The sequence below is a fragment of the Variovorax robiniae genome (genome assembly GCF_037889955.1).
GTDB classification, from domain to species: Bacteria; Pseudomonadota; Gammaproteobacteria; order Burkholderiales; family Burkholderiaceae_C; genus Variovorax; species Variovorax robiniae.
On the sequence record NZ_JBBKZS010000002.1, the window covers coordinates 177,079 to 188,823 of the forward strand.

The following is an 11,745-nucleotide window of genomic DNA, read 5'->3' on the forward strand; positions in this document are numbered from 1 at the left end:
AGTTCCTATCGAGACCCGAAATCCGGGAGACATATCCATGCAACGCCGCACCCTCGTCCAGTCCGCCATCGCCTCCCTCGCCACGGGCGCCCTCCCCGCCTTCGCGCAAGGCGCATGGCCCACGGGCAAGACCATCACCTACATCGTGCCCTTCCCGGCCGGCGGCACCACCGACGTGCTGGCCCGACTGATCGCGCAGCAGCTCGGCACCGCGCTGGGCACTTCGGTCATCATCGACAACAAGGGCGGCGCGGGCGGCAGCGTCGGCTCCGAGATCGCGGCGCGCGCGGCGCCGGACGGCTACACGATGCTGGGCGGCACCATCAGCTCGCACGCGATCAACGTGAGCCTGTATCCCAAGCTGGGCTACGACCCGCAGAAGTCCTTCGCGCCGGTCACGCTCATCGGCACCAACCCGGTGGTGCTGGTGGTGAACCAGGCCAGCCCGTACAAGACGCTGAAGGACGTGATCGACGCGAGCAAGGCCAAGGCGGGCTCCGGCGGGCTCTCGTCGGCATCGGCCGGCACCGGCACCTCGCAGCACCTGGCGCTGGAACTGCTGGCCTACAAGTCGGGCGTGAAGTTCACGCACATCCCGTACAAGGGCAGCGGCCCGGCCATCCAGGACGTGATCGGCGGCCAGGTCGACATGATGTTCGACACCACCGTCGTGGCCGGCCCGCACATCCAGAGCGGCAAGCTGCGCGCGATCGCCGTGACCTCGGCCAAGCGCCTGCCCTCGATGCCCGACGTGCCGACCGTGGCCGAGTCCGGCATCAACGGCCTGAAGGACTTCGAGGTGGTGTCGTGGCAGGCCATCTTCGTGCCGGCCGGCACGCCCGCGCCGGTCATCGACCGGCTGCACGCCGAGATCCGCAAGATCCTCGCCAAGCCCGACATGCAAGAGAAGCTCACCAGCTTCGGCATGGCGCCGGCCGACATGACGACCGCGCAGATCGCGAGCTTCCAGAAGGCGGAAGTCGACAAGTGGGCGGCGGTCATCAAGGCCGCGAACATCAAGCCCGAGTAGTCCCGGCGACGCGTCCTCGGCCTGCATCGGGAGGCACTTCAATCCGCTGCCGGACGCGCTGAGTACAGGGGAAACGCGCAGTACGAAGGAAGGGAACATCGCGGCCCTTTCCTTAGAATGCGCCCTCTCTCCGCAATCCAGGCCCTTCATCTTGTCCGACCGCACTGCCGTCCTGCCCCAGTACCTGATCCCCAAGCAGGCGCTGACGAATTTCGCGGGCTGGGTCGCCGGCAAGGAACGCGGCGAGGTCACAACCTGGATCATCAAGCGCTTCGTCGCCAAGTACGGCGTGAACATGAGCGAGGCGCTCGAGAGTGACATCCGCGCCTACAAGACCTTCAATTCGTTCTTCACGCGCGCGCTCAAGCCCGGCGCGCGTCCGCTGGCCAAGGCCGACCTGGTCTGCCCAGTGGACGGCGCCATCAGCCAGTTCGGCCGAATCGAGGGCGACCAGGTCTTCCAGGCCAAGGGCCATCACTACAGCACCGCCGCGCTGCTCGCCAGCGGCGAGGACCTGGCCAGGCAGTTCAACAACGGCAGCTTCGCCACCATCTACCTGAGTCCCAAGGACTATCACCGCATCCACATGCCCTGCACCGGGCGCCTGTTGCGGATGACCCATGTGCCGGGCGACCTGTTCTCGGTCAACCCCACCACCGCGCGCGGCGTGCCCGGGCTGTTCGCGCGCAACGAGCGCGTGGTCTGCCTGTTCGAGTCGGAACTCGGTCCCTTCGCGCTGGTGCTGGTGGGCGCCACCATCGTCGGCAGCATGGCGACCACATGGCACGGCGTGGTCAATCCGCCGCGCCACGGCACGCCGCGCGAATGGCGCTACGAAGACAAGCAGATCGTGCTGCAGCAGGGCGAGGAAATGGGTCGCTTCCTGCTGGGCTCGACCGTCGTCCTGCTGTTCCCGGCCCCGCAACTCGCGTTCAACCCGGTCTGGGTTCCGGCGCGGCCGGTGCGGCTCGGCGAGGTCATGGCCAACCGCGTGTCGCCGTCCGATACGCAATGATGCTTCGGCGCCACAGCCCGCATGCAGTGGGCTTGGTTAGCTATAAAACTTGTAGCAGCAGATTTCCTTCCGGGATATAGTCCCCGTCCGGTCCGGGCAGCGGAGATGCGCGGCCCAGCGAGTGAGCACCGCCAGCAGACCGCCTTTCCCAAGGAGACAAGTGCCGATGAGCATGAAGGAAAACGCAGCCGTCAGCCAGTTGCTGGCGCTGCTCGAGGCTCGCTACGCACTGCGCGTGCTCTGGGCCCTGCGCGACGGCCACGCGCAAACCTTCCGCCTGCTGCAGGACAGCGTCGGCGGCATCACCCCCAACACGCTCAACACCCGCATCAAGGAATTGCGCGAGGCCGGCATCGTTCACCACGGCAGCGACGGCTACAGCCTCACCCTGATCGGGCAGGATCTGCTCAAGCGCCTGTCGGACCTGCAGGCCTTCGCCGGCAAGTGGCAGGGCGGACCGGCCAAAAAGGCGGCTGCCGCGGCCGCAGCGGCAGCGACCAGCAGCGCCCCCCTCCTCAAGTAAACGCGACACGGCACCGAAGCCGCTGCCCTCGGGGGCAAGCGGCAGGAACTGGCACCTGAGGCCGTTAAACTGCGCGGTTCCGCATTTTCCGACCGTCCAGGAGACCTCCATGCCTACCACCCCCTCCGGCCTTCAATTCGAAGACACCAAGACCGGCGACGGCGCCGAAGCCAAGCCTGGCCACCACGTGCACGTGCACTACACCGGCTGGCTCTACAACGACGGCGTGCAAGGCGCCAAGTTCGACTCCAGCCGCGACCGCAACGACCCCTTCGCGTTCTCGCTGGGCGCGGGCCAGGTCATCAAGGGCTGGGACGAAGGCGTGGCCGGCATGAAGATCGGCGGCCAGCGCACGCTGATCATCCCGGCTTCGCTGGGCTATGGCGCACACGGCGCCGGCGGCGTGATCCCGCCGAACGCCACGCTGAAGTTCGACGTCGAGCTGCTCGACGCACACTGAACCAGGCCCGCCCCGGGCATCGCGACTCTCGGGGTCGCCACTTCTCCCGCCCGGAGCAATCACAGCGGCCCGGCGATCCATCGCTCGTCCGCCAAGCTTCCCGCCACTGCGTGTCGCCCTCGTCTGCCGGGGCGTCACCTGTGGCCCGGCCAAGCCGCTTCGGCGGCGTTTCTGGAAAGCCAGGTCCGCCGGCCCAAAAAGCGTCTCACAACGCATTTTTTCGCTTGAAACGGCCCCAAACGGCCCCACTTCGGGCGGAATCCACTGTTTTTAGACCATGTCAGCAGAAACAACCCCCATCGATCCCTATCAGCTCACGGGCGAACCCAGCCCCGAAGAGATTGAAGCCGCTCAGGCCGCGACCGCCGCCGAGGCGCAAGACGCCCTGACCGTGGCACAGGCCGAGCTGGCCGCGCTGCAAGCAGAAAACGCGACGATGAAGGACCAGGTCCTGAGGGCCCAGGCCGACGTGCAGAACGCCCGCCGCCGCGCCGACGAAGAAATCACCAAGGCGCGCAAGTTCGCGGTCGAGGCCTTCGCCGAAAGCCTGCTGCCCGTCACCGACAGCCTCGAAGCCGGCCTGTCGCATGCCGACGCGACCCCCGAGCAGATGCGCGAAGGCGCCGAAGCCACGCTGCGCCAACTGAAGAGCGCGCTCGAGCGCAACAAGGTCATCGAGATCGCGCCGGCCGCCGGCAGCAAGTTCGATCCACACCAGCACCAGGCCATCTCGGTCGTGCCGGCGCCGGAGCAGGAAGCCAACACCGTGGTCACGGTGCTGCAGAAGGGCTACACGATCGCCGAGCGCGTGCTGCGCCCCGCGCTCGTCACGGTCAGCCAGGCTGGCTGACCCGACGCCGTTCCATACAGACGAATCCACAGGAAACCCCCGCTTCATCCCTTGAATCCCGCGCGGTTATCCACACGTTCTACACAACCTCACTCTTACAGATTTCAGGAGCTATCAAATGGGCAGAATCATCGGCATCGACCTCGGCACCACCAACTCGTGCGTGTCGATCATGGAAGGCAACACCACGCGTGTGATCGAGAACTCGGAAGGCGCGCGCACCACGCCGTCGATCGTGGCCTACCAGGAAGACGGTGAAGTGCTGGTCGGCGCCTCGGCCAAGCGCCAGGCCGTGACGAACCCCAAGAACACGCTGTACGCCGTCAAGCGCCTGATCGGCCGCAAGTTCGACGAGAAGGAAGTGCAGAAGGACATCGACCTGATGCCCTACGCCATCATCAAGGCCGACAACGGCGACGCCTGGGTCGAAGCCCGCAACAAGAAGCTGGCGCCCCAGCAAGTCAGCGCCGAGATCCTGCGCAAGATGAAGAAGACCGCCGAAGACTACCTCGGCGAGACCGTGACCGAAGCCGTGATCACGGTGCCGGCCTACTTCAACGACAGCCAGCGCCAGGCCACCAAGGATGCCGGCCGCATCGCCGGCCTCGACGTCAAGCGCATCATCAACGAACCCACCGCCGCGGCGCTGGCCTTCGGCCTGGACAAGCAGGACAAGCGCGACCGCAAGATCGCCGTGTATGACCTCGGCGGCGGCACCTTCGACGTGTCGATCATCGAGATCGCGGACGTGGACGGCGAGAAGCAGTTCGAAGTGCTGTCGACCAACGGCGACACCTTCTTGGGCGGCGAGGACTTCGACCAGCGCGTCATCGACTACATCATCGGCGAGTTCAAGAAGGAACAGGGCGTCGACCTGAGCAAGGACGTGCTCGCGCTGCAACGCCTGAAGGAAGCCGCGGAAAAGGCCAAGATCGAGCTGTCGAACAGCCCGGCCACCGACGTCAACCTGCCCTACATCACGGCCGATGCCTCGGGTCCGAAGCACCTGAACATCAAGCTGACGCGCGCCAAGTTCGAATCGCTGGTCGACGAACTGATCGAGCGCACCATCGCCCCCTGCCGCACCGCCATCAAGGATGCCGGCGTGAGCGTGAGCGACATCAGCGACGTGATCCTGGTCGGCGGCATGACCCGCATGCCCAAGGTGCAGGAAAAGGTGAAGGAATTCTTCGGCAAGGAACCGCGCAAGGACGTGAACCCTGACGAAGCCGTGGCCGTCGGCGCCGCCATTCAAGGCCAGGTGCTGAGCGGCGACCGCAAGGACGTGCTGCTGCTGGACGTGACCCCGCTGTCGCTCGGCATCGAGACGATGGGCGGCGTGATGACCAAGATGATCACGAAGAACACCACGATCCCGACCAAGTTCGCGCAGACCTTCTCGACCGCGGAAGACAACCAGCCGGCCGTGACGATCAAGGTGTTCCAGGGCGAGCGTGAAGTGGCCTCGGGCAACAAGCTGCTCGGTGAATTCAACCTCGAAGGCATCCCGCCGGCATCGCGCGGCACGCCGCAGATCGAGGTGAGCTTCGACATCGACGCCAACGGCATCCTGCACGTCGGCGCCAAGGACAAGGGCACCGGCAAGGAAAACAAGATCACCATCAAGGCCAACACGGGCCTGTCGGAAGACGAGATCCAGAAGATGGTGAAGGACGCCGAGCTGAACGCCGCGGAAGACAAGAAGAAGGTCGAAGTGGTGCAGGCCCGCAACCAGGGCGAAGCCATGGTTCACAGCGTGAAGAAGTCGCTCGGCGAGCACGGCGACAAGCTGGAAGCCGGCGAGAAGGAAAAGATCGAAGCCGCGATCAAGGATGTCGAGGAAGCCCTGAAGGGTGAAGACAAGGCCGCGATCGAGGAAAAGACCGCCACGCTGATGACCGCGAGCCAGAAGCTCGGCGAGAAGATGTACGCCGACGCGCAAGCCGCTGCCGGCGGTGCCGCCGGCGGTCCGGGCGCTGGTGCGGAACAGCACGCCGCGAACAGCGCGCCCGCCGACGACAACGTCGTGGACGCTGAAGTCAAGGAAGTCAAGAAGGGCTGATTCCGCAGCCCCGAATCAAGGCTGGAACACCCTCCAAGGTGGTCCAGCCTTTTCCGCTTGTAGAGAAGCCCGCACGGACAGAACATGGCCACCAAACGCGACTATTACGAAACCCTCGGCGTCCCGAAGAACGCGAGCGAGGATGAAATCAAGAAGGCTTATCGCAAGCTCGCGATGAAGCACCACCCGGACCGCAATCACGGCGACAGCAAGGACGCCGAGATCAAGTTCAAGGAGGTGAAAGAGGCCTATGAAATGCTGTCGGACAGCCAGAAGCGCGCGGCCTACGACCAGTACGGCCATGCCGGCGTCGACCCCAACATGCGCGGCGGGCCGGGCGCGGAAGGCTTCGGCGGCTTTGCGGAAGCCTTCGGCGATATCTTCGGCGACGTGTTCGGCGGCGGTGCGGGCCGCGGACGCGCCGGCGGCGGGCGCCAGGTGTTCCGCGGCAGCGACCTGAGCTACGCGATGGAGATCACGCTCGAGGAAGCGGCCGAAGGCAAGGACTCGCAGATCCGCATCCCGAGCTGGGACGAATGCGGCACCTGCCACGGCAGCGGCGCCAAGCCCGGCACCAAGCCCATCACCTGCACCACCTGCCACGGGCAGGGCGCGGTGCAGATGCGCCAGGGCTTCTTCAGCGTGCAGCAGACCTGCCCGCAATGCCACGGCAGCGGCAAGATCATTCCCGAGCCGTGCGCGACCTGCCACGGCGCTGGCAAGCTCAAGAACAACAAGACGCTGGAAGTGAAGATCCCGGCCGGCATCGACGACGGCATGCGCATCCGCAGCACCGGCAACGGCGAGCCCGGCACCAACGGTGGCCCGCCGGGCGATCTCTACATCGAGATCCGCCTGAAGAAGCACGACATGTTCGAGCGCGAAGGCGACGACCTGCACTGCGTGGTGCCGGTGAGCATGACGACGGCGGCGCTGGGCGGCGAGATCAACGTGCCGACGCTGAAGGGCGCGGCAGCGATCGACATTCCCGAAGGCACGCAGAGCGGCAAGCAGTTCCGGCTGCGCGGGAAGGGGATCAAGGGCGTGCGCTCGAGCTATCCGGGCGACCTGTACTGCCACGTGCGCGTCGAGACGCCGGTGAAGCTGACCGAGCACCAGCGCAAGCTGGTGAAGGAACTGGACGAGTCGCTGAAGAAGGGCGGGAACAAGCACAGCCCGACGGACAAGGGCTGGTTCGATCGCGCCAAAGAGTTCTTCAGCTGATCGGACGTGCGCGGCGCGCTAGCCGCGCACGAAGGTTCCGAGGCCTTGGCGGTCGTAGTATTCCAAGGTCACGCGGTCGCCCGCGAAGCTGGCCTTCGAAATCGTGCCGGGCGTAGCGTTCTCGTTGAACAGTGTGAAGGTGAAGACGTCGCCGTCCCAATGTGTCAGCGGCAGCCGCAGCGGCGTCGGGCCGAGCACCAGCACCAGGCCGCCACCCTCCTGCACCACCTGCGCCGGGCCGTGGTACGCGTTGCCGTAGGTGCCGGCATAGGCTGACAACGCCTTCGCCGGCGCAGGCTGGGTCGGTCGCGCGATGCCGACCAACGAGCCTTCCGGCTCGGCAAATGGCGCGAACGCGTTGGTGAGGATGTCTGCCCAGGGCCGCTGGATCGAGCCGAACTGCACCAGGTCGAAGAACTGCGCCACCAGCGTCTCGGGGATGCCGATCGGCGTGGCATTGGTCAACGCGACCATGCCGACGCCGGTGGCCGGAACCACCGTGAAGGCGGTTCCCGTCCCGAGCGCAAATGCGCCCGAGTGGCTGAACGAGGCATGGCCCGCCGCCGTCGTGCCGACGTTGAAGCCGAAGCCGTAGTGCCCCGCCGGACGGTCCGCGCTGGCGGGCGAGGTCTGAATCTGCGGCGACACGGCGGCCGCCAGCGCCGAGGCGTCGACGATGGTCTTGCCCGCGTAGACGCCTTGGCCCAGCATCATCGACAGCCATCGCGCGACGTCGTTCACCGACGAGGTGACGCTCGCGGCCGGCGCCTGCGCGTCCGGCATCCGCACAGGCCCCGGCACATAGACGCCGTTGGCCTTGACATGCCCCACCACGCGGTTCGACCGTGTCTGGAAGTCGGCGAAACGCGAACTCGTCCGGCTCATGCCCAGCGGCGTGTAGATCGCCCGCTCGCACAAGCTCGCCCAGTCCATGCCGGCCGCGGTCGCAACGGCGGTGGCCCCGGCCGTGAGCCCGAAGTTGGTGTAGTGGTAGGTGTTGCGGAACGGGTCGAGCGGCAGGTAGCGCAGGCGCTGGAGCACCTGCAACTGGTCGTAGCCCATGTCCTCGAGCCGGTCGCCGGCAAATTCGGGCAGGCCGGAACGATGCGAATAGAGATCGCCGATGGTGAGTTGCGCGCTCACGGCCGGATCCTTCAGTTCGAACCACGGCAGGTTGCGCCGCACCGGCGTGTCCCAGGCGATGCCGCCCAGCCCGACCTGCTGCGCCACGGCGGAAGCGCCGATCGACTTGGACATCGACGCAAGCTGGAACACCGTGTCGGCATCCACCGGCGCCTGCGTGCCGGCGACCCGGGTGCCGAAACCCTTGGCATAGATCGTCCGATCCCCGCGCACCACCGCGACCGCCATGCCGGGCAGGCCCGACTTCTGCATCAGCGCATTGGCCATGCCGTCGATCTGGTCGACGGCGGCCTGGAGCCTCGCGTCATCGGCGGAACTGTTCGCGACAACGAACTGGTTGTGCCCACCGCTTCCACCGCATCCCACGAGCCCGAAGGCTGCCAGGGCGCCAAGGAACTCGCGACGTTGCCGCAGTCGTGTCGTCATGTCGGCCCTCCGGGCCACGCGTCGCCGGCGGGGTTCGCCGGGATCACGGGTCGAGCCGGGATTTTTCAGCCGGGAAGCGGCCGGCGCAATTCAGCCAACGTGCATAGGGCTTGCGTCGGACGGCAGCAAGTCCCCACTTGCATTAGGAAGCCAGGCGAACCAGCGCTTCGATCGCCAGCGGATAGCCCTTCACGCCCAGCCCGACGATGATCCCGCGCGCGGCCGGCGAGATGTACGAGTGGTGGCGGAACTCCTCGCGCGCATGCACGTTGGAGATGTGCAGTTCGATCAGCGTCACGCTCGCGCCCTTGATGGCGTCGTGCAGCGCGATCGAGGTGTGCGTGTAGGCGCCGGGGTTCATCACGACGCCGATCATGTTGCCAGCGGCGATCTCGCGGCCCGCCTCATGGATCCAGTCGATCAGTTGGCCTTCATGGTTCGACTGGCGGCATTCGATCGCGACGCCGAGCTTGTCGCCAGCCTCCGCGCACATGCGCTCGACATCGGCCAGCGTTTCATAGCCGTATTGGGCGGGTTCGCGCGTGCCGAGCAGGTTGAGGTTGGGGCCGTTGAGGACGAGGATTTTTTTCATGGTCGTTGATTGTCGGGTGGTCGTCTCTGCTCAATATTGAATCTGCGCGGTGGCACGCAACTCGTCTGGCGTGCTGGTCCCGTAGCCGAAGAACTCCAGGTACGCCGGGATCATCTCGAACAGCATGTCGGTACCGACCTGGATCGCGCAGCCCTTGTCCTTGGCGGCCTGCAGCAGCGGCGTGTATTCGCTCTTCATCACCACCTCGCCGACGAAGGTCGTGGGCGCGATGCGGTCGATGTCGAAGGGCAGTGGGTCGCCCTCCTTCATGCCCAGCGGCGTGGCATTGACCACCACGTCGAAGCCGGCCGGGTCCTTGGAGCCGGTCTTCACCACCAGTTGCGGATAGTGTTCGCGCAGGCGATTGGCCAGGGCCTCGACCGAGGCGGTGTTCATGTCGAACAGCGACAACTCGGCCACACCGGCACCGGCCAGCGAGGCCGCGATGGCCGACCCGACACCACCAGCACCCGAGACCAGCACGCGCGTGCCCTTGAGCGCTCGGCCCTTGCGCTCGACACCACGCACGAAACCGGCGCCGTCGAACTGGTCGCCGAGCAGCGTGCCGTCCGGCCGCTTGAGGATGGCGTTGCAGGCGCCGGCAATCTTCGCCGTCGGCGTCACCTCGTCGACCAGGCTCATCGTCGTGACCTTGTGCGGCATCGTGACCAGCGCGCCGCGCAGGTTGGTCACGGTGGCCAGGGTCTTCAGGAAGGCCGGGTAGTCGTCGGGCTTGACGCCCATCGGCATCACCACGGCGTCGATGCCCTTGGCGTCGAACCATGGGTTGTAGATCATCGGCGCCTTGAACGACTCGGTCGGGTAGCCGATGTGAGCGATGAGGGTGGTCTTGCCGCTGATCATGGTGTTGTGTCTCCGATTGGTAGGAGCGCAACTTTAGGAGGCTCGCTCCACGACGTACACACCGGCAGTTCACATGGCGATCGATCAGCGCAAGTGACTGATCGTTTATCGATCTTTTTTGGGGTTTACCCCTTCAATTGGACAGGGTCGGGTTGCGCTTTTCTTCCATCAGGCGCTGCTGCGCCTGCACGACCCTGCATTCGGCCGTCTGGCGCAACGCGGGCTTGGCGCATTCGGCCACCTTGCAGCGCGCGGAGGCGATGAAGTTCATGTCGCCGCATGCCTTGGCCAGCGAGGAAGCGGGCGGGGCAGATGCCGGTGCCGCTTGCGGCTTGTGCGCAACGCGCGCCGGAGCCGTTGCGACGGGTGTGCCCGAATGTCTTTCAATCTGCGGCGCGACGTTCTGCCCTGCCTCTGGCGACGCCGCGACCAGCACCTCGCCAGGCGACAGTGACGATGCGACCGTCGGCACGGAGGGAGTTGGCGCGGCGCTGGCCGGTGCCGAAGCGGTCGGCGCAGGTACGGATGCAGATGCGACGACGGGCCTGGCGGATGGCGCCGAAGCCTCCGGGGTTGTGGCAATGGCGATCGGCGCACGCGCTGGTTCGGCAATGGAAGGTGTCGTCACAATCGCTACCGGCTCGCGCTCCTCGCCCCCGTTGCCGCCCTTCTCCTTGTAGATGTACCAGCCCCCCGCGCCCGCGGCGGCCCAGCCCGCTGCGCCGACGACAAGCGCGATGGCCAACGCGCCGACGCTGACCCACAGGCCCTTGCGGCCCTTCGTCTCATGCATCGGGGGCGGCGCGGCAGCACTCAGCCTGTCCCGCGCCGAAGGTGGCACAGCGGCATCCACCCTGCCCTGCGACGGCGGTAGTGACGGAGTCGCCGCGAATGCAGCCAGCGCCGAAGGCATGCCGTCCGAAGCGTCGGGGCCAGGCCGGGACGCCAATTGCGTCGGCTCGAAGCCCACCGGCAGCGCGCCGATGCACTCGATGCAGAACTTGGCGACAGAGCGGTTTTCCGTCCCGCAAGCCGGGCAGACCAGGGCCATCAGTGCGCGTGCTCGGGCACCGCCGACTCGCCGGCGATTCGGACGCCATCCTGCGCGGCAACCAGATCCCGCTGTGCCGAAAGCACCAGCACCGCCTGGTGCGCCGTGCGGCTGGCCGTCTTGGTGTGGCCGATCAAGGTCTGCCACTCGCTGGCCAAGGCTTCGGGCGAGCGCGATGCGGCGTCGCGCAGCAGCGCCTGCGCGACGTCCACCAGCGCGGCGGCGGAGGTCAGGCACATCTCGATCGCCTGGCGGGCGGGCGTATCGGCCGCACGGCCGGTCGCATTGTTACGGGCCATGACTTGCTCGATGGCGATCAGGGCACGCTCCAGAAGGGCTCGCTCGGAGATGGTGGTCATCGCGGGTTGCGGAATACGCGGTGTTGGGTTGACGGGAATCGTGCCATTCGATGGCCGGTTCGCTGTGTGCACTAAGACACATTTAGACACATTAGTTTGCAATCTGTAAAGAGCAAGCGCACGAAGCCCTTCAGCTTCGAAGCCGC

General features: G+C 66.3%; 12 protein-coding genes. 7 read left to right on the forward strand and 5 right to left on the reverse strand.

All coding sequences use genetic code 11. From position 1 onward, the window contains the following. Positions 1 to 37: 37 nt before the first annotated feature. The 7 genes from WKW79_RS05010 (at position 38) to dnaJ (ending at position 7,164) form a co-directional block, all read left to right on the forward strand. The gene (locus tag WKW79_RS05010) at positions 38 to 1,030 is read left to right on the forward strand and encodes a Bug family tripartite tricarboxylate transporter substrate binding protein (RefSeq protein WP_340334013.1); all 993 of its coding nucleotides are present in this window, start codon (positions 38 to 40) and stop codon (positions 1,028 to 1,030) included. Between the two features lie 151 nt (positions 1,031 to 1,181). Then, on the forward strand, positions 1,182 to 2,045 hold the full coding sequence (asd, locus tag WKW79_RS05015; protein ID WP_340334014.1) for an archaetidylserine decarboxylase: 864 nt from the start codon (positions 1,182 to 1,184) through the stop codon (positions 2,043 to 2,045). 166 nt (positions 2,046 to 2,211) lie between these two features. Next, positions 2,212 to 2,568, forward strand: a complete 357-nt coding sequence (locus WKW79_RS05020; RefSeq protein WP_340334015.1) for a winged helix-turn-helix transcriptional regulator — start codon at positions 2,212 to 2,214, stop codon at positions 2,566 to 2,568. Positions 2,569 to 2,677: 109 nt separating this feature from the next. Next, positions 2,678 to 3,028 carry an FKBP-type peptidyl-prolyl cis-trans isomerase gene (locus tag WKW79_RS05025; protein WP_340334016.1) on the forward strand — a complete coding sequence of 117 codons (351 nt, stop codon included), beginning with the start codon at positions 2,678 to 2,680 and terminating at the stop codon, positions 3,026 to 3,028. Between the two features lie 277 nt (positions 3,029 to 3,305). Next, complete coding sequence (gene grpE, locus WKW79_RS05030) at positions 3,306 to 3,878, forward strand: nucleotide exchange factor GrpE (protein ID WP_340334017.1); 573 nt, start codon at positions 3,306 to 3,308, stop codon at positions 3,876 to 3,878. Positions 3,879 to 3,996: 118 nt separating this feature from the next. Next, entirely contained in the window at positions 3,997 to 5,940 is a 1,944-nt protein-coding gene (dnaK, locus tag WKW79_RS05035; RefSeq protein WP_340334018.1) for a molecular chaperone DnaK, read from the forward strand. 84 nt (positions 5,941 to 6,024) lie between these two features. Then, positions 6,025 to 7,164, forward strand: coding sequence for a molecular chaperone DnaJ (gene dnaJ / locus WKW79_RS05040; RefSeq protein ID WP_340334019.1), 1,140 nt, complete (start codon positions 6,025 to 6,027; stop codon positions 7,162 to 7,164). An 18-nt stretch (positions 7,165 to 7,182) separates the two neighbouring features. Here the strand turns inward: dnaJ and WKW79_RS05045 are convergent, their stop codons facing one another. The 5 genes from WKW79_RS05045 to WKW79_RS05065 form a co-directional block, all read right to left on the reverse strand. Beyond that, the gene (locus WKW79_RS05045; protein ID WP_340334020.1) at positions 7,183 to 8,733 is read right to left on the reverse strand and encodes a serine hydrolase; all 1,551 of its coding nucleotides are present in this window, start codon (positions 8,731 to 8,733) and stop codon (positions 7,183 to 7,185) included. A 142-nt stretch (positions 8,734 to 8,875) separates the two neighbouring features. Then, positions 8,876 to 9,325: a type II 3-dehydroquinate dehydratase gene (gene aroQ / locus WKW79_RS05050; RefSeq protein WP_340334021.1), complete on the reverse strand. Its 450-nt coding sequence runs from the start codon at positions 9,323 to 9,325 to the stop codon at positions 8,876 to 8,878. 30 nt (positions 9,326 to 9,355) lie between these two features. Then, on the reverse strand, positions 9,356 to 10,189 hold the full coding sequence (locus WKW79_RS05055) for a shikimate dehydrogenase family protein (protein ID WP_340334022.1): 834 nt from the start codon (positions 10,187 to 10,189) through the stop codon (positions 9,356 to 9,358). A 133-nt stretch (positions 10,190 to 10,322) separates the two neighbouring features. Further along, positions 10,323 to 11,240, reverse strand: a complete 918-nt coding sequence (locus WKW79_RS05060) for a zinc ribbon domain-containing protein (protein ID WP_340334023.1) — start codon at positions 11,238 to 11,240, stop codon at positions 10,323 to 10,325. Beyond that, positions 11,240 to 11,599: a hypothetical protein gene (locus WKW79_RS05065; protein WP_340334024.1), complete on the reverse strand. Its 360-nt coding sequence runs from the start codon at positions 11,597 to 11,599 to the stop codon at positions 11,240 to 11,242. Before WKW79_RS05065 ends, WKW79_RS05060 begins: the two co-directional genes overlap by 1 nt. Positions 11,600 to 11,745 lie beyond the last annotated feature (146 nt).

Bases quoted from the DNA above. Each gene is read 5' to 3' on its own strand.
- aroQ (WP_340334021.1), bottom strand. From the start codon at position 9,325: ATGAAAAAAATCCTCGTCCTCAACGGCCCCAACCTCAACCTGCTCGGC.
- WKW79_RS05025 (WP_340334016.1), top strand. From the start codon at position 2,678: ATGCCTACCACCCCCTCCGGCCTTCAATTCGAAGACACCAAGACCGGC.
- WKW79_RS05065 (WP_340334024.1), bottom strand. From the start codon at position 11,599: ATGACCACCATCTCCGAGCGAGCCCTTCTGGAGCGTGCCCTGATCGCC.
- WKW79_RS05060 (WP_340334023.1), bottom strand. From the start codon at position 11,240: ATGGCCCTGGTCTGCCCGGCTTGCGGGACGGAAAACCGCTCTGTCGCC.
- WKW79_RS05045 (WP_340334020.1), bottom strand. From the start codon at position 8,733: ATGACGACACGACTGCGGCAACGTCGCGAGTTCCTTGGCGCCCTGGCA.
- grpE (WP_340334017.1), top strand. From the start codon at position 3,306: ATGTCAGCAGAAACAACCCCCATCGATCCCTATCAGCTCACGGGCGAA.
- WKW79_RS05010 (WP_340334013.1), top strand. From the start codon at position 38: ATGCAACGCCGCACCCTCGTCCAGTCCGCCATCGCCTCCCTCGCCACG.
- WKW79_RS05055 (WP_340334022.1), bottom strand. From the start codon at position 10,189: ATGATCAGCGGCAAGACCACCCTCATCGCTCACATCGGCTACCCGACC.
- dnaJ (WP_340334019.1), top strand. From the start codon at position 6,025: ATGGCCACCAAACGCGACTATTACGAAACCCTCGGCGTCCCGAAGAAC.
- WKW79_RS05020 (WP_340334015.1), top strand. From the start codon at position 2,212: ATGAGCATGAAGGAAAACGCAGCCGTCAGCCAGTTGCTGGCGCTGCTC.
- dnaK (WP_340334018.1), top strand. From the start codon at position 3,997: ATGGGCAGAATCATCGGCATCGACCTCGGCACCACCAACTCGTGCGTG.